This window comes from Pontibacter sp. E15-1, from assembly GCF_022601975.1.
Taxonomy (GTDB): Bacteria; Bacteroidota; Bacteroidia; order Cytophagales; family Hymenobacteraceae; genus Pontibacter.
This window is the reverse complement of the sequence record NZ_JAKVIR010000048.1, coordinates 1-17,547: the sequence shown is the minus strand read 5'-3', so window position 1 is coordinate 17,547 and position 17,547 is coordinate 1. Positions and strand designations below refer to the sequence as shown.

14 protein-coding genes are annotated in these 17,547 nt (G+C 51.1%); 13 read left to right on the top strand and 1 reads right to left on the bottom strand.

Going from position 1 to position 17,547, the window contains the following annotated elements:
• Positions 1-53 precede the first annotated feature (53 nt).
• From MKJ04_RS22455 to MKJ04_RS22405, 12 genes are all read left to right on the top strand, one after another.
• Entirely contained in the window at positions 54-533 is a 480-nt protein-coding gene (locus MKJ04_RS22455) for an IS3 family transposase (RefSeq protein WP_317246738.1), read from the top strand.
• Between the two features lie 486 nt (positions 534-1,019).
• Entirely contained in the window at positions 1,020-1,340 is a 321-nt protein-coding gene (locus MKJ04_RS23005; protein ID WP_410896844.1) for a DUF6660 family protein, read from the top strand.
• A gap of 139 nt (positions 1,341-1,479) precedes the next feature.
• Positions 1,480-1,650, top strand: a complete 171-nt coding sequence (locus MKJ04_RS22450) for a hypothetical protein (protein ID WP_241644411.1) — start codon at positions 1,480-1,482, stop codon at positions 1,648-1,650.
• 5 nt (positions 1,651-1,655) lie between these two features.
• Positions 1,656-6,062, top strand: coding sequence for a CusA/CzcA family heavy metal efflux RND transporter (locus MKJ04_RS22445; RefSeq protein ID WP_241644409.1), 4,407 nt, complete (start codon positions 1,656-1,658; stop codon positions 6,060-6,062).
• Between the two features lie 17 nt (positions 6,063-6,079).
• Entirely contained in the window at positions 6,080-7,339 is a 1,260-nt protein-coding gene (locus MKJ04_RS22440; RefSeq protein ID WP_241644407.1) for an efflux RND transporter periplasmic adaptor subunit, read from the top strand.
• A gap of 156 nt (positions 7,340-7,495) precedes the next feature.
• Positions 7,496-7,822, top strand: a complete 327-nt coding sequence (locus MKJ04_RS22435; protein WP_241644405.1) for a P-II family nitrogen regulator — start codon at positions 7,496-7,498, stop codon at positions 7,820-7,822.
• 58 nt (positions 7,823-7,880) lie between these two features.
• Positions 7,881-8,294 carry a Fur family transcriptional regulator gene (locus tag MKJ04_RS22430; protein ID WP_241644403.1) on the top strand — a complete coding sequence of 138 codons (414 nt, stop codon included), beginning with the start codon at positions 7,881-7,883 and terminating at the stop codon, positions 8,292-8,294.
• Between the two features lie 151 nt (positions 8,295-8,445).
• Complete coding sequence (locus tag MKJ04_RS22425) at positions 8,446-9,210, top strand: helix-turn-helix domain-containing protein (protein ID WP_241644401.1); 765 nt, start codon at positions 8,446-8,448, stop codon at positions 9,208-9,210.
• A 55-nt stretch (positions 9,211-9,265) separates the two neighbouring features.
• A complete protein-coding gene (locus MKJ04_RS22420; protein WP_241644399.1) occupies positions 9,266-11,290 on the top strand; it encodes a heavy metal translocating P-type ATPase in 2,025 nt (674 codons plus the stop codon).
• A gap of 124 nt (positions 11,291-11,414) precedes the next feature.
• A complete protein-coding gene (locus tag MKJ04_RS22415; protein ID WP_241644397.1) occupies positions 11,415-13,922 on the top strand; it encodes a heavy metal translocating P-type ATPase in 2,508 nt (835 codons plus the stop codon).
• Positions 13,923-13,929: 7 nt separating this feature from the next.
• Positions 13,930-14,823 (top strand): bestrophin family protein, encoded by an 894-nt coding sequence (locus MKJ04_RS22410; protein ID WP_241644395.1) that lies wholly within the window; start codon positions 13,930-13,932, stop codon positions 14,821-14,823.
• A 174-nt stretch (positions 14,824-14,997) separates the two neighbouring features.
• Positions 14,998-16,017, top strand: a complete 1,020-nt coding sequence (locus tag MKJ04_RS22405; protein ID WP_241644393.1) for a cation diffusion facilitator family transporter — start codon at positions 14,998-15,000, stop codon at positions 16,015-16,017.
• A 157-nt stretch (positions 16,018-16,174) separates the two neighbouring features.
• On the opposite strand, the gene MKJ04_RS22400 is transcribed toward MKJ04_RS22405, so the two are convergent.
• Entirely contained in the window at positions 16,175-16,969 is a 795-nt protein-coding gene (locus MKJ04_RS22400) for a ZIP family metal transporter (RefSeq protein ID WP_241644391.1), read from the bottom strand.
• Positions 16,970-17,053: 84 nt separating this feature from the next.
• On the opposite strand from MKJ04_RS22400, the gene MKJ04_RS22395 reads away from it, so the two are divergent.
• Positions 17,054-17,470, top strand: a complete 417-nt coding sequence (locus MKJ04_RS22395; protein ID WP_241644389.1) for a transposase — start codon at positions 17,054-17,056, stop codon at positions 17,468-17,470.
• Positions 17,471-17,547: the final 77 nt, after the last annotated feature.

The following is a 17,547-nucleotide window of genomic DNA, read 5'->3' as shown; positions in this document are numbered from 1 at the left end:
TCATAAACCTAAGATAAGAAGTTCTGGCGCACGAAAGCACTAAAGTTTAACCCATCAATCAGCAGCGCCCCTGCAACGGTCTCATCCCGCTGGCGGGCGGCGGCTTTCTTTACCTGGCCGTGTGGATGGACCTCTACTCCAGAAGGATTGTGGGCTGGCAGCTAGACGCGCATATGCAGGAGGGGTTGGTGATAGTGGCACTTGGTAAGGCAATGGTCACCAGAACTGTTGGCCAGGGTATGATTGTGCACTCGGACCGGGGAGGGCAGTACGCCGGGGAGGTCTTTAGGAGGCTGATGGACAAGCATCAGGTACGCCAGAGCATGAGCCGGGCCGACAACCCATACGACAATGCCTTCATGGAGTCCTGCTTTAGCCGCTTTAAAGCAGAGTTGCTCGAGGACGGTGCTTTTGAAAACAGGGAGGATGCGCAGACAGAGATCTTCGAGTACATCGAGATGTACTCGAAGATCAGGAGAAGGCATTCCGCTTTAGGCTACCAAAGCCCGATGAACTATGAAAAGAACTGTTAACTTTATAACCGCTAAGCAAATTTACTGTCCGTCAGTTTCAACACACCTCATTCAGCAGAGAATGTAGTGGTCTACTTTGCCAGAAGGTGGGCAGTGGAAGTTACGCTGGAGGAGATAGGGCGCACCTATGGGTGAAGACCCAAAGGCAGCAATCGGAAAAAACTATTGATCGTGCCACACCGTTACTGCTGGGCCTTTTCTCTATCGTCACGCTATTGGCTGACAGGCTGCGGACAGGTACCTCGGTATGGTACAAAAATGAGGAGCCTGTTTTCATTGCCGCTATTTCAGCTATTAAAAGGTGATGGGGCAAGAATTTGATTTTTCACCCTCTGGTGAACAGGCAGAGATGGTAAAAAAGCCACAAACCTTGCTATAACATTTCCAGCATCTGTTGGCTAACGCTGCTTTTAGCTAAAGTCTAAACAAGGGGCTTTGTAAATTTGCAATTCCATTGCATGTCATTATTTGCTACCTTTGCAGTAAATGAGGTCTATATTCTACATATTAAGCCTGCTTTTACTAACATATTCCCTGAAACCATGCACGGATAGTGCAACTGCGATTCTCGGGAAAGGAGAAGTAGTGGCTGTGGCTGATTTGCATCAAGACCACCAAGACAGTAGTGCTGATGAGTGTTCCCCCTTTTGTGCCTGCCATTGCTGCCATACCCACTATCAACTACAAAGTATAGCGGTTATTGAAGACGTCCCTGTACCAAAAGCAAGCCATGAGTTTGCCTTGTACAAAAATATCTTCATCTCTTCTTCTTCCTGTTCCATCTGGCAGCCGCCAAAGGTAGGATAATCATTCCCTTCTTTTATGTACACAGCTGATCATGCCCTGTAAGGGCATGCAAATGTACTGTGCGCTCTACTTTGTTCCTTTCAATCAAGGAGAAGTTTGTCCGGTGCATAGACCGAATTAAATTTCTAATGAGTTCTCGTTGAAGAAGCCAAATAAAGCCCCAACCAATAAACGAAACAAAACAAAGAAAAAGCAGAAGTACGGCTGGCGTAAATGGCTAAAGATCATTGGGCTGGCTGTTGCAACTGCTCTTGCGGCATTAGCCATTGTTGCCAAAGCCTATCATTTCTTCTTTGTTCATATAAAATAATCAACATGATAAATAGCATCATTGCTTTTTCCATCAGGAACAAGCTTATCATCGGCCTAATGATCGCCGCCTGGATCGGTGCGGGCGCATGGGCCATGACCACGGTGAACCTAGGCTCTGTGCCAGACATCACCAACAACCAGGTACAGTTGATTACCACGTCGGAGAATCTGTCAACCGAGGATATTGAGCAGTTCGTGACCTATCCGGTAGAGCTGACCATGGCCAACCTGCCTGGGGTGGAAGAAATACGCTCCATATCCCGCTTCGGCCTCTCTGTGGTGACCGTTGTGTTCGAAGAGGATATGGGCACGTACCTGCCACGGCAACTGGTGCAGGAAAAGCTCAGTGAAGTTGAGATTCCGGAGCAGTTCGGGGAGCCATCCATGGGGCCCATCAGCACTGGACTTGGAGAGATATATCAGTATGTCCTGGAGCCTCAGCCAGGATATGATACGGTGTACACTCCTACCGAGCTTAGGACTATACAGGACTGGATCGTAGCGCGGCAGATGGCCCTTGTGCCTGGCGTAGTAGAAGTAAATGCCTTTGGCGGCAACATCAAGCAGTACGAAGTCGCCTTGGACCCGGGTAAACTCAACTCCATGAATGTGTCTATCTCCGAGGTGTTCGAGGCCCTGGAAAAAAACAACGTCAACACCGGTGGAGCTTATATCGAGCGGAACAGCATGGCCAACTTCATACGTGGAGAGGGCCTGGTGCGCTCGCTGGATGACATCCGCAACATCGTTGTCAGAAACGAGAACAGAACACCAATATTAATCAGAGACGTGGCGGATAAAGTGCAGTTTGGGAGTCAGGTACGCTACGGTGCCTTCACCCAAGACGGGCGTGAGGCCGTGGGGGGCATGGTGCTCATGCTTCGCGGCGAGAGCCCGGACAAAGTGATCACTGCGGTGAAGGAACGCATGGCTGAGGTACAGAAGTCGTTGCCGGAGGGGTTGGTGATTAAACCTTTTATTGACCAGAGCAACCTGATAGCGCGCACTACCAGCACCGTTTCTAAAAACCTGACCGAGGGCGCGCTGATTGTGGTATTCGTACTCGTGCTTTTGCTGGGCAGCTTCCGGGGCGGCCTGATTACTGCATCGGTGATTCCGCTGGCTTTACTGTTTGCCTTCATCCTGATGCGCATCTTCAATGTGTCAGCAAACCTGATGAGCCTAGGAGCCATTGATTTCGGTATCATCGTGGACGGGGCCGTAATCATTGTAGAAGGCACTGTGCACATGATTGAAAAGAGGATCAAGGAAGGCAAGGGGAACTTTGATCAGCTGCAGATGGATGAGATTACCTATGACTCGAGCAGCACCATGATGAACTCCGCCTTTTTCGGACAGATCATTATCCTTATCGTTTTTGCCCCTATCCTTTTCCTGACCGGCGTAGAGGGCAAGATGTTCCAGCCGATGGCCTTTACCTTTGGCTTTGCCGTGCTGGGGGCAATTATCCTATGTCTGACATATGTACCCATGGTATCCGCACTGTTTCTTAAACCATCTACAAAGGGGAGCCTTCTAGGTAGGTTTGAAAATAAGGTGGAGCATATCAGTAATAGACTGATGGGCGGGATAAACAAAGGGTATCTGCCTTTACTGCGCAAGTCCCTTAACCACAAAGTAGTGGTGCTAGTGTCTGCAATAGTTTTACTAATAGGGGCAGTGTTTACATTCTCACGTATGGGTGGGGAGTTCATCCCGAGTCTGGACGAGGGCGACATCGCCATGCAAGCGCTGCTGCGCCCTGGATCCTCTCTGTCAGAAAGCATCAAGCAATCCAAGAAGATCGAGAAGATCGTTTTGCAGAACTTCCCTGAGGTGAAGACGATGGTGGCCCGAATCGGTGTGTCGGCCATCCCGACGGATCCTATGCCAATGGACATACTCGACTCCTTCATCATTTTGGAGAAAGACGAGAAAAAGTGGGTGAGTGCCGAATCAAAAGAAGAGCTGATTGAAAAGATAAAAGAAGCGCTATCGGTGCTGCCAGGCATCAACTTTGTATTCAGCCAGCCAGTGGAACTCCGGTTCAATGAGCTCATCAGCGGCGTTCGGGAAGATGTGGCTGTGAAGCTTTACGGGGAAGATCTGAGCGTGCTGGCTACCAAAGGCCAGCAGATGGCGCAGATCATCCAAACTGTTCCAGGTGTGGGCGACGTGAACCTGGAGGCAATATCCGGGCTGCCGCAGATGACGGTGCGCTTCGACCGCAGAAAGATCGCGCAGTACGGGCTGGACATTGAAAAGCTAAACAATTACATCAGCACTGCCTTTGCCGGCGGGGTAGCCGGTGTGGTCTTCGAAGGGGAGAGGCGCTTTGACATCGCTGTTCGCCTCTCCGAGGAGAACAGGCGCAGCATAGAAGACCTGAGAAACCTATACATCGACTTGCCGAACGGGGAGCAGGTGCCCATGCAACAGGTGGCCGACATCAGTTATCAACCGGGGCCTATGCAGATCTCCCGCGATAATACTTCCCGAAGAATAAATGTGGGTGTGAACGTGCGCGGCCGTGACGTGGAGAGCATGGTGAATGAGATACAGCAAAAACTGGAGGCGCAGCTGAACCTGCCGCCCGGCTACTATGTGACTTACGGCGGTTCCTTCGAAAACCTGCAGCGGGCCAAGGCGCGCCTGCAGGTGGTGGTGCCTATCGCTCTGGCCCTGATATTTGTGTTATTGTACTTCGCTTTAACGTCGCTTTCCCAGGCGGTCATGATTTACATGGCAGTGCCGCTGGCGGCCATCGGGGGTGTTTTTGCATTGGCACTTAGAGGCATGCCATTCAGTATCTCTGCCGGTGTTGGCTTTATCGTGCTCTTCGGGGTAGCGGTTCTGAACGGGCTGGTACTGGTCAGTCGGTTCAACAGCTTGAAGGAGGGAGGCGTTACGGACCTAAAACAGCGTATTTTCATGGGAACGGAGGAGAGGCTCCGCCCTATCCTGCTAACGGCCACTGCCGCCATTATGGGCTTTATCCCCATGGCCTTCTCTGCCTCTGCGGGTGCTGAGGTGCAGCGGCCGCTGGCAACAGTCGTGATTGGTGGTCTGATCACAGCGACGTTTCTCACACTCGTGGTAGTGCCTATTCTGTACTTCTTTGTTGAATCGAGGGCTGGGAAAAGCGGCGGAAGCGGAAACATGGCCATGGCCCCCTCATTTCTTTTACCCTTAGTGATAGGCGCCGGGTTGTTTTTTTCTCCAGCAACAGCCACAGCACAGGATATCAAAGAGCTTCCGGACAACCTGCCGGCTATCTCCATGGAGGAAGCCGTGCAGCGGGCGGTGGCTAATTACCCCTCCATTGTAGCATCTAGGCTTGGCATAGAAAACCAGCAAGCCCTGCGGAGCACAGCCTGGAACCTGGGGAATACACAGGTCTTCACAGGAAAGGAAGAGGTAGGCAACGATAGCCGGGGTGTTCAGAACCGTGTCGGTATTCAGCAGCAGAACATAGAAGTATTCAGTATCGCGCCCAGGCTCAATCTGCAGCAAAAGCAGGTTAACCTAGCCCAGTCATCGCTCAATTTAACGTCGCTGGAGGTGGCGCGCGAGGTGCGTATAGCCTGGAGCAATACCTACGCAGCCAGAAGTCAGTACCTGCTTTATCAGCGGCTGGACTCAATTTTTTCCGAGTTCACTAGGGCCGCAGAGGTGCGGTACGAAACAGAGGCCATTTCCCATCTGGAGTACCTGGCAGCGACGAACCAAGCCCGGCAGATAACGGTGCAGCAGGAGCAGGCCTTCCGTAACTACCAGGCGGCCCTGCGCCAGCTGAACCGGTGGCTGGTTAGCGACACTCCCTTTACTGCGACACTGACAGAACCTGAGCGGTTGACAGCCCCTCTGCCAGGTATAGCAGATACCCTAAGGCAGCACCCGCTACTGGATTATTCCCGCCAGCAGGTGGAGGTAGCCCAGGCCCGCCAGCATGTGGCGAAAGCGGCTTACCTGCCAAGCCTAAGCGGGCAGTATGCTGACCAGAAAATAGCAGGTCAGTCCGGGTTCTACAGTTACCAAATAGGGATAAACTTCCCATTATTCCCTTTTGCGGAGCGTGGCCGGGCCCAGTCAGCCAGGATAGAACGGGAAATCGCAGAGCAGAACCTGCGCCACACGCAGCTGGAACTGCAGGCCGGCTATGGCAGTCTGCTGGAGGAGTACCGCAAGTGGCTTAATTCCTGGCAGTACTATCAGGAAGAGGCATTGCCTTTGGCGGTAGAGCAGCGCAACGGAGCGATTATCGCTTACCGCGAGGGAGCAATCGACTACATTGGCTTTCTGCAAATCATCCGGGATGCCCTTCAGGTAGAATTTAATGCCCAGGAGGCGCTTGGGAATTACCTTAACACGAAGGCGCGCCTAATCTATTTTCTTCAATCATCCAATTAACAAAACAACTAAAGACGATGCACATTATAACAAAAATAACGCTTCTGCTAAGTGTACTGGCCTTTAGCGCATGCAGCACCCCTGATGAATCGGTGTCAGAGAAGGGGGCGCCAGGTGAGGCCGCTGAAAGCCATGGAGAGGAAGAGGGGCACAGAGAGGAAGGTACTGTGCGCATGTCTCCTCAGCAAATGAAGGCTATTGGCCTTCAGCTGGGGACGCTTCAGAACAGAAATCTGGCCGGTATCATAAAAGTAACGGGAGAGCTGGAGGTGCCGCCTCAAAGCGAGGCCAGTGTAAGCGCGACGGTTGGGGGGAACGTGCAGGAGATAAAAGTCATCGAAGGCGACAAGGTGCGGAAAGGGCAGACGCTTGCCCTGCTCACGCACCCCGAGCTGGTGCAGCTGCAGGTAGACCTCCAGGAGGCGGCCAGCAGGCTGCAGTACCTAGAGCAGGAATACCAGCGCCAGCAGCGGCTGTATGAGCAAAAGGTAGGTTCGGGGCGGGACCTGCAGGAGGCCACCTCGAATTACAACACCAAAAAGGCACAGGTTGAAGGTGTGAAGTCCAGGCTCCGCATTCTGGGACTCAACCCAGGCAGTATCCTCTCTGGCAAAATATATCAGTCGGTTCCGGTTGTTTCACCCATCAGTGGCTATGTACAGAAGGTAAACATCAACACTGGTCAGTATGTATCGCCCCAGCAACAGATGTTCACGGTTGTGGATCAGTCACAGCTTCATGCAGACTTGATGGTGTTTGAGAAAGACATTACAAAGGTAAAAGTTGGTCAAAAAGTAAGCTTTAATGTAGCCAACGCGGCAGGAAAGGAATATATGGCTACCGTTTATAACATGAGCCCCGCCTTCGAGGAGGATACCAGAGCAGTGCATTTGCACGCTGACATAGAAGGAAGCCTAGACAACCTCATACCTGGAATGTACATCGAGGGCCGTATAGCAACGGATACCACAACAGCACTTGCCCTGCCAGAGACGGCCGTCGTGCAGGAAGGAGATCAGTCCTTCATCTTTGTCAAGACGGGCGAGGCTGCTACTGAAAACGCACATTTAGCTGCAGGAGCCAGCAAGGATTCGGCACAAACGGTGGGAAAGGATTGGGTGTTTAAGCAGATTCCCGTCGTGACAGGAGCCAGTGACCACGGCTGGGTAGAGGTAAAGCTGCTGCAGCCCCTTCCTAATGATGCACAGGTCGCCTATAAGGGCGCTTACAACTTGATCTCAGAGATGAAGAAAGGCGAAACAGAACATGCCGATTAGAAATTGTGAGATAAGCATGGCCGCACATATTTGTGCGACCATGCCTTCAAGCAGTCAAGGGCTCGAGTACGTCCGAAGGGCAAAGCAAGCAAATTGATCCACATAGCATAGTTAGCAGGCAATAGGTATAAATCATAGTGTAAAAACAATTCACAGATGAAAGAGCTGAAAGCATTTATAAAACCATCCAGAGTGCAGAAGGTAGTGGAGGCGCTGGGAGAAAACGGTTTCGAGAGCGTTACCCTCTCGCAAGGAGAAGGCACCGGGGCGTACAACCGTAGAGATGCGTTTCCTTCGCTGGATTTCCATTTCACCGACAGCAAAATTGTGAAGCTGGAGTTAGTCTGCCAAAACGAGCAGGCAGCAAAGGCTGTTGAGTTAATCAGTAAGAATGGCCGGTCTCCGGAGCAGGGCGATGGCATCCTCTACGTGATAGATGTGGAAAGCGCTTACCGCATCAAATCAGGTGAGCCAATTGACTAAATAAACTGAAAGAGGCGCATGCCATCATGTCACTGCATACAGAAACACCGGAGAACGTATGAACAAGGATCTTGAAGAACAACTAAAGTCCAGGGCTATCCGCCCTACAGCTATGCGCCTGCTGGTGCTAGCCAGAATCACAGCACAGCAAACAGCCATGAGCCTGAAGGAGCTGGAGTTGGGTTTTGAGCAGGCAGACCGCGTCACTTTGTATCGCACGCTTAAAACCTTCGGGGAAAAAGGGCTGGTGCATCAGGTCATTGACGGGGCGGGACTCACCAAATACGCCTTGTGCCAAGAGGATTGCACTTGCGCACCGGAGGACCTGCATGTGCATTTTTACTGCAACACGTGCAAAGAAACCTATTGCCTGCCAAAAGTGAAAGTGCCTGATGTGCTGCTCCCGAATAGGTTTCGGATGGAGGAGGTGAACATGGTGGTAAAAGGTGTTTGTGACCGGTGCGCTTTTTAGGGGTGTGAATAAGCCCGAGTCTAATACCCGGAATGTACAGGAAGCGAGGCATAGCCCCTGTCGTTTCGAAAGTTGGAATACCTTGGCATGAGATGGTGTATTTTTAGTTTTCGGTGATGAATGCTTCCAGCTAAAAACATGATGACGAATAATGGGTGTAAAGGCAAAAATTCTATGGATAGTGGCAGGGATAGCAGGAGCTATGTTATCCGTGTATCCCCTAATGCTTTCCATGGGCAACATTGAGGCGCAACATCAGGAGAAATCATGGTTGGGCAAAGGTGCCTTGATGTTTGAAGGCACCTTCTCCTCCCAAGAATCAGAGCGTTATCTAACTGCACTGGTGGTAATGGTTGGGTTGTTGATCGCAGCCTTCATTTTAAGAGTAGCAATCGGTAATAAAAAACTTCAGGCGATAGTGGAGCTTCAGGTAGTCTGGCAGATGACGCGCCTCTTCAGGAAAGGAGAAAGCCAGGCTATTGCCCTACTGCCAAGGTTGTTGGGAACTCCTGGGCAGTTAAAGTTCACGTCTGGCCCAGAACTGGCGGTAGCTAGCACAATGGCAGGCTTGATGAATACGCAAGGGGGCGTCCTTTTTATTGGTGTAGATAAGGACGGCAGCTGTACCGGATTGGATGAAGACTATAAGGCTTTGGGGAAATCAGGACAGGACTGTTTTCTCCAACACCTCCTGCAGGTAGTAGGAATCATCTTGGACCCTAGCTGCTGTGTGCTCTTGAAAACAAGCTTCCATGTAGTTGAAGGAAAAAACATTTGCCGCATACACATAAAACGCGCGTCCTCCCCTGTCTACGTGCATCTGGGTGAGCGTTCGCACTTTTATATCCGGGAGGGCGTTTGCACCCGTGAATTAGAGGTAACAGAGGCTTTGGCGTATATTGAAAAGATGAGCTAGGATGCCCTCTGAATGTCCCGTGCATGCAAAACATAGCATCTAAAACAGCCGAATTATGAAAAGTGAAGACAGCAAAGGTAATGAGATAGAAAATGATTTTAAGCCGCTGGAGATCACCTCTTCGAGAACAGCAGAAGCACCAGGGCCGAACGTGGGCGCAGAGTGCTGCTCTCTCGACGGCAGGACAAAACAGGCAGGCGCCGAAGAGCACGAGGAGGCAGGAGAGGAGGCAAAGTCCTCCTATGTGCCCACGGCCATCAGCCTTTCCCTGCTCCTGGCGGGTATCCTGCTCGACTACCTCGACACGCCCTGGTTCACGGGCTATGTGCGCCTGATTGTGTATGGTATCGCTTATGTTTTGGTGGGCTGGCGCGTGGTGTGGCACGCCATCAAAAGTATCAGGAGCAGCTTCTTTAATGAGTTTTTCCTCATGAGTATCGCCACGATGGGTGCCTTTTACATTGGCCAGTTTGCTGAAGGGGTAGCCGTGATGCTGTTCTACGTTATAGGGGAGCACTTTCAGGAGGCGGCCGTGCTGCGCTCCCGCCGCTCCATTAAAGCACTTATCGACAACAGGCCGGACGAGGTGAGACTAGTAACGGAGAATGGCATCGCTAGCGTGAAGGCAAAAACGGTGCAGGTCGGCGATGTGGTGCAGGTGAAGGCAGGCGAGAAAGTCGCGCTGGACGGCGAGTTGCTCACAGACAGGTCCTCTTTCAACACCGCCGCCCTCACCGGAGAGTCAAAGCCCGACACCAAAATGAAGGGCGAGACGGTGCTGGCGGGTATGATCAACCTGGACCGTGTGATTGAGCTAAGGGTAACATCTGGCTATGAAAACAGCGCCCTTTCCAAAATCCTGCAACTGGTGGAGGAGGCCGGTAGCCGCAAGGCCAAGACGCAGCAGCTTATCACCCGCCTGGCCAAAGTGTACACGCCTGTTGTCTTCTTCCTCGCCGTTAGCCTCACCTTCATTCCTTACTTCTTCGTGGAGGGGTATGATTTTAATCAGTGGTTGTACCGGGCGTTGGTCTTTTTGGTTATCTCCTGCCCCTGTGCGCTGGTGATCTCCATCCCGCTCGGCTACTTCGGTGGTATCGGGGCTGCCTCACGCAACGGCATCCTGTTTAAGGGGGCTAACTTCCTGGACCTGATGACGCAGGTGGACACCGTGGTCATGGACAAGACAGGCACGCTGACCGAGGGCGTCTTCCAGGTGCAGCGGGTCGAGGCATTACTGGAGGACAAGACCTGGTTCCTCTCCGCTGTGGCCGCCATCGAAAGGGCATCCACGCATCCTATCGCTAAGGCTATTGCGGCGGAGGCAGCCAGCAGTCTACGCCATACGGCAAGAAAGGTGGAGGAAATTTCCGGGCATGGGCTCAAGGGGGAGGTAGACGGTAGGCAACTGCTGGTAGGAAATGGGAAGCTGCTTGAAAAGTATGGCGTGCTCTACGATCCAAGTGTGAAAGACATTGTGGAGACAATTGTGCTGGTGGCCGTGGACGGCTCTTATGCAGGCTATATCACCATCGCCGACAAGATAAAAGAGGATGCCCCGCTAGCCGTAAAGAAAATGCGAGAGCTGGGGGTGAAAAGGCTGGTGATGCTCTCGGGTGACAAAGACACTATTGTGCAGCAAGTGGCAGGAGAGCTGCAACTAGACCAGGCTTATGGCGGTTTGTTGCCGCAGGATAAGGTAAGTCATGTAGAAGAATTAAAAGCAGAAGGCAGAACGGTTGCCTTTGTGGGGGATGGTATCAACGATGCGCCAGTGATTACGCTGGCCGATGTGGGTATGGCCATGGGGGGGCTGGGCTCGGATGCGGCCATTGAGACGGCAGACGTGGTGATTCAGACGGACAATCCTGCCAGAATAGCTACGGCCATCGACATCGGGAAGAAAATAAAGCAGGTCGTGTGGCAAAACATCACGATGGCCTTTGCAGTGAAGGCCATCGTGCTAATTCTGGGGGCTGGCGGTCTTGCCACTCTGTGGGAGGCTGTGTTTGCTGACGTGGGAGTCGCTTTCCTGGCTATACTGAACGCAGTGCGAATCCAGCGAATGAAGTTTAAGTAAACTTCGTTTCCCGGCTTGTATTGAGCGAACGCACTTCACTCCACCAAAATTCAACCTAATTTCCGGCTAGTAGGTAATCTGCAAGACGATATTCATGTAGGCGATACAATAACATCTAAAACCAATGGAAAAACTTAAAATAGAAATATCCCTGCTTTTACCCGAAGTGCCGGATGAAAAAGACTGTTGTGTGCGTGAGCTGATGGATAGGCTACAGGGCAGGCAGGGCATTGAAAAAGTGCATATTTCCTCTAAAACAGAAATGGGTATACCACAACTCTGCTTCCATTACAACCCGGATGAGATTTCCATGGCCCGCATCGAGACGCTGGCTAGGCAAACGGGAGCTTCATTGACCGAAAAATTCGGACACAGGCTCCTGGCAGTTGACGGCATTCGCCATGCCCGCCACGCCCGCCACCTGGAGCAAACATTACGGCGCTTAGAGGGGATGCTTCAGGCTTCCGTTGCCCCTACGGGCATGGTGTGGCTGGAGTTCGATAGGGCAGGTACCAGTGAAACTGAAATTATATCAATTTTAAGGAAGGAAGGCTTAGAGGTTAAGAAAGCCTCTGTAAGTGAAAAAGACTATACACACCAAACCGGAGAAGGTGTGGCGGCGGCAGAAGCTGAAGAGCGTAAAAGATTGGAAAAGAAAATTGAACCACACAGTGACCACACGCACGAGCATGGTGGAGTTTTCGGCAAGAACACCGAGTTAATCTTTTCCATCATCTGTGGCGTCTTGCTGGGCACGGGCTTCGGCCTGAGCTTCGTGGAGGGCGTGCCAGACTGGGTAAGCCTATCACTCTATATAGGTGCCTATTTTTTCGGGGGCTTTTTCACCACCAAGGAGGCGGTGGAGGAGATACTCAAAAAGAACTTCGAGATAGATTTCCTGATGCTGGTGGCAGCTATTGGGGCCGCTATTCTGGGGGAGTGGGCAGAGGGCGCACTTCTGCTGTTCCTCTTCAGCATGGGGCACGCTCTGGAGCACTATGCTATGAACAAAGCCCGCAAGTCCATCGAGGCGCTGGCGGAGCTGGCGCCTAAAACAGCCTTGCTCAAACTAGATGGCAAAACCGAAGAAGTGGGAATCGAGACACTGCGCTTGGGCGATGTGATCGTGGTAAAGCCTAACAGCAAAATATCGGCGGACGGTGTAGTGGTAAAAGGGCGCAGCAGCGTGAATCAGGCACCTATCACAGGTGAGAGCGTGCCCGTGGACAAGATGCCGGTAGCAAGTCCGGAGAAAGCCTACAGCCCGGAAAGCGACATAGAGGACGAAAGCCGGGTGTTCTCCGGCACGATCAACGGGAACAATACCCTGGAGATAAAAGTGATCAAGGAAGCAAAGGACTCCACTTTATCCCGTTTGGTACAGCTGGTGAACGAGGCACAGACCCAGAAGTCGCCCACCCAGCGCTTCACGGATAAATTTGAGAAGTATTTCGTGCCCTCCGTGCTTCTGCTGGTGGTACTGCTGAACTTCGCTTTTTTGGTAGTCGATGAGCCTTTTAGCGCGAGCTTTTACAGGGCGATGGCCGTGCTAGTGGCTGCCAGCCCCTGTGCGCTGGCCATTTCCACGCCAAGCGCCGTATTGAGCGGCGTGGCCCGGGCGGCCCGCGGCGGTGTGCTTATCAAGGGTGGTCGTCCCCTGGAAGACCTGGGGGTGCTGACTGCGCTGGCCTTCGACAAGACCGGAACACTGACAGAGGGAAAGCCCAAGCTGACCAACGTTGTCGCCTTGGATGATTTATCGGAGGAGGAGATTCTGAAAAAAGCCGTAGCCGTGGAGGCGCTGAGTGACCACCCTCTGGCCAAGGCCGTTGTCAGAGACGGGAAAGAAAGGCTGAAGGGCACTCCTGTTCCCCATGCAGAAGACCTGGAGGCGGTGCTGGGGAAAGGCATCAAAGCCACCTTGGAAGGTAATAAGGTGTACATAGGTAACCTGGCGCTCTTTGAGGAACTCGATGAAATAAAGCCCCCGCAAGAAATAATTGGCAAAGTACAGTCGCTGGAGGCAGACGGAAACACTACCATGCTGGTGCGTGAAAACGACAGCTACATCGGCATTATAGCCTTGATGGACACGCCGCGCGCGGCGGCTAAAGCTACCCTAGAAGCGCTGAAAAAGCTCGGCATTAAGCGGATGGTCATGCTTACCGGAGACAACCAGAAAGTGGCGGATGCGGTGGCCAGGGAAATTGGCCTCACCGACGCCTGGGGCGGGCTGCTTCCGGAAGAGAAAGTTGCAGCCATAAAAGAACTGCGACAACAGGAAAGCAAGGTGGCGATGGTGGGGGATGGGGTAAACGATGCCCCCGCGATGGCCAACAGCACGGTGGGAATCGCCATGGGGGCGGCCGGTTCGGATGTGGCTTTGGAGACAGCCGACATTGCCCTAATGTCCGACAAACTCGAAAACCTACCTTTCGCCATTGGTTTGAGCCGGATGTCTAAAAGGATTATCAAGCAGAACCTCTGGGTAAGCCTGGGCATCGTGGCGCTGCTGATCCCTTCTACTATACTAGGGCTTGCCAATATCGGTGTCGCCGTACTGATTCACGAGGGATCAACCTTGCTGGTGGTGTTTAATGCCCTACGACTTCTGGCGTACAAGAAAAAATAACCCTGCGATGCTGATCACAAATAAAATACCTGTCGGTTTGCTGCTCAGCAAGACTAAATATGAGTTATTAGCGATAATATCCTATGCTGTTGCCATTGGAATTCTCGACCACCATTCGCATTTGGAGGAAATAACCCTCCCATTGGCAATTCCGACATTGCTGGGAACGGCGTTATCTCTGTTACTGGCCTTTAGGATCAACCAGTCGTATGACCGTTGGTGGGAGGCAAGAATAGTGTGGGGGACAATCGTCAATGACTCCCGCACGCTTATCAGGCAGGTGAACACCTTTATTGTTGATGAGAATAGCAGCACATCCGTGGCTTTTGCGAAACGTCAGGTAGCATGGTGCTATGCTTTAGGAGAAAGCCTGAGAAAACTTCCGTTCTCTGAAAAGGTAAAGCAGTATGCTGAAGATTACAAAAGCCATGCTAACATCCCAAATGCTCTATTGTTAAAGCATTCTGAGAAAGTCAGAAAAATTTATCTAGATGGGCAGCTAAATCATTTTCAGCAGATTCAGATTGATAGCACCATTGCAAGGCTATGCGACTCCATGGGGAAATGTGAGCGTATCAAGAATACTGTTTTCCCTGGAAATTATAGTATGCTGCTGCATTTCCTGATCTACATCTTTGCCACGCTGCTGCCCCTTGGCCTCGGTGACTATTCGGTTTTGATGGAAGTAGTACTTACTACCATCTTTGCAGCAATATTCCTGCTTATAGAAAGAACGGCCATATTCATGCAGGATCCTTTTGAGAACATGCCTACGGATACACCTGTTACAGCGTTGGCAAACACGGTTGAGGCTAATGCAAATGGTCGCGTGCGAACCACCAAAGTTTGCACCTGCTACAGCTTATTATCAACTCTAAAAATTTACCAACACAACCGATAGTAGCGCTTGTCAACCCCTTGCAACTGGAAGAGCCGATTGAGGGCATCAGGGCAAATGTGAGCGGGCAGTATCCTAAATACCGTAATAAAGCCGAAATTGAATTTAATCACCTGGCAAGTTATATAGGATATTATCAGTTGTACAAACAAAACAAATAGTATCAACTTTTAGAAAATGGCAGAACAAAAAAAGAGTGATAGCATCAAAGTAGCATTTTTGCTAAACCTGGCTTTCACCATTCTAGAACTGGTTGGTGGGCTGATCTCCGGCAGTATCGCTATCATTGCAGACTCTTTGCACGACTTTGCCGACAGCTTGGCGTTGGGCTTGGGGTGGTATTTTGAGCGAAAATCTGAAAATGAAAAAAGCAACGAGCGTTACACCTATGGCTATAAGCGCTTCTCTATGTTGAGCGCTTTGATTAATGCCCTGGTGCTGATGTTGGGAGCCATCTTTATTTTCTATGTGAGCATTCAGCGCATCCTGAATCCTCAGATGCCCGATGTGCCGTGGATGATTGGAACCGCAATACTTGCCATCATCCTGAACGGTATTGGAGCCTGGAAGCTGAAGTCAGGGAAGTCGCTGAACAAAAAGGTGCTGCTGGTACATCTGCTGGAGGATACAGTAGGTTGGATTGCCGTGCTGATTGTCAGCATTCTGCTGCTTTTCTTCAATATTCCCGTGCTTGACCCTATCTTAGCCATTGTCGTAAATCTGGCGGTATTAATTTATATTTCTGTTAAGCTGGTCGACATTATCAAAATATTTCTGCAACGGGTGCCGGAAGGCGTTAACGTGCCGCTGCTGGAGCAAAAGATATTAAGCATTGATGGAGTGGAACGGGTAAACCATTTTCATGTTTGGGGGCTCACGGAGCAAAAGAAAGTGGTAACTGTGCATGTGAAGATAAAGGAGCTAGGCATTTCTGAGCAAAGCATCTTAAAAAACAAAATTTATAAAGTGTTTGATGATTTGGATACCGAGCACGTCACCATAGACCTGCAGGAGTACTCGGCTTACCTGGAGTTGCTCTTCGAAGATCATCAGCAGCGGCTGGGCGTGCTGGACGAGCAAGTGCGCAGGATGGCTGTAAGGCATGCAGAAAGGCTATACATTGAGGGGAAGTGCACAAAAGATGAGGCACTGGAAAGAGGCATCACCCAAGCAGAGATGGAGCTTAGAAACCTGTGAACTAATTCATTATGATGCAGGTACTGCATTTTACCCCAAATAACGTCTTCGTCACAGAGGCCGTGGGCATATTGACTAAAAAGACATCAAGAAGATTCATCTCCTCCTTCACACCAGTGACATGATACGGAGTAGCGGCTTCCGAACAAAAAAGTTATTACTTAGCTATCTCCAGCAACAGGAATAACAGAAAGCCTGCAAAAAAGGTAGCTGTAAGCCAGGGTGTTTCAGGCTCCTCATGGGCCTCCACCAGCAACTCCTCTGTCACTAGGAAAAGCAGGGCGGCTAGGCCAAATGAAAGTATAATTACTAGCGTGGCACCGGACAATCCTCTTAGCAAGGTGACGCCAGCTATAGTACTTATTAGCAGCATCAGGGCTAAAATTACTATTGTCATAATAACACGCTTGCGGGATGCTCTCCCCTGAACCATCGATGCGGAGGTGGCCAGCCCCAGCGCAAACACTTCCACGGTGATGGCTATCATTAGGAAGGTACCTTCTTGGGCGCCTGCGGCAAAGCCGATTCCAATCAGGAGCCCGTCAATTACAAGATCCACCCCTACGCCAAACAGCAAGCCTATTGGCAACGCGTCGGCTATTGGCGGAGCTCCCTCTAGTTTCTGCTTCTGGCGCGTAAGCCTGCGCAACAGCAGCATAACGCCAATCCCCAACACAAAACCAATTACCACATCTAAAGGGTCTTTCTCATGCATAATATCCGGCAGTAGCTCAAGGCTCACGACAGAAAACACCACTCCGGCAGCAAAATGTAAAATAACACTTCGTAATGTGGGCCCTGGTGCGTAAAAAGTGGACAAGACGCCTCCAATAATTAACACCATAGCCGGAATTGAAGTATAAAAAAGCAGTGAAAGAATTGACTCATCCATGTTGTGCTGATACTGTGAACCATGTTTGTTTGTTTTGATAGACATCATTTTATTATACATAGGGGGTGTAATTTAAACTGTGTACCTGTTGCACAACTGTCTGAAGCTAACCGTAAAAGGAGATAGTGCCAAATCGATGAGGAGATGAAGGACAGGAAGCTTTTTGACGAGAAGGAGCTGCACTTCTCGCTCTCGGCCCATGTGCCGGAGAACAACTGCTACAGGCAATTGAAGCAGTGCTTCAACCTGGACTTGCTTTACGAGCTGACGCGGGAGCACTACGGCCGCTGCGGCCAGCACTCGATCGGCCCGGTCGTCTTCTTCAAGCTCTGCCTGGTGGGACACTTGGAGAACATCGCCAGTGACCGAAAGCTCATCGAGCACTGCAGCCTTAGGCTGGACCCGGCGGACTGGAATTGCAATGTTTTACTGGAGTATGAGCGCCTGACCAGCCAGGCCCAGCTCGAGCAGGAACTCAAGCGCATCCTACGGGGCTTCGGTATCAAGTTCAAGATCAGCTTCAAACAGCAGGAAGTGTCGAATATATTTAACTCAAGTTGAGTGGTAGGCTCTAAAGGTAAAAAGAGAAATGGTTGGCTAACAAGAAGCCAAGCACCTTTAGCAGAAACCCCTCTTTG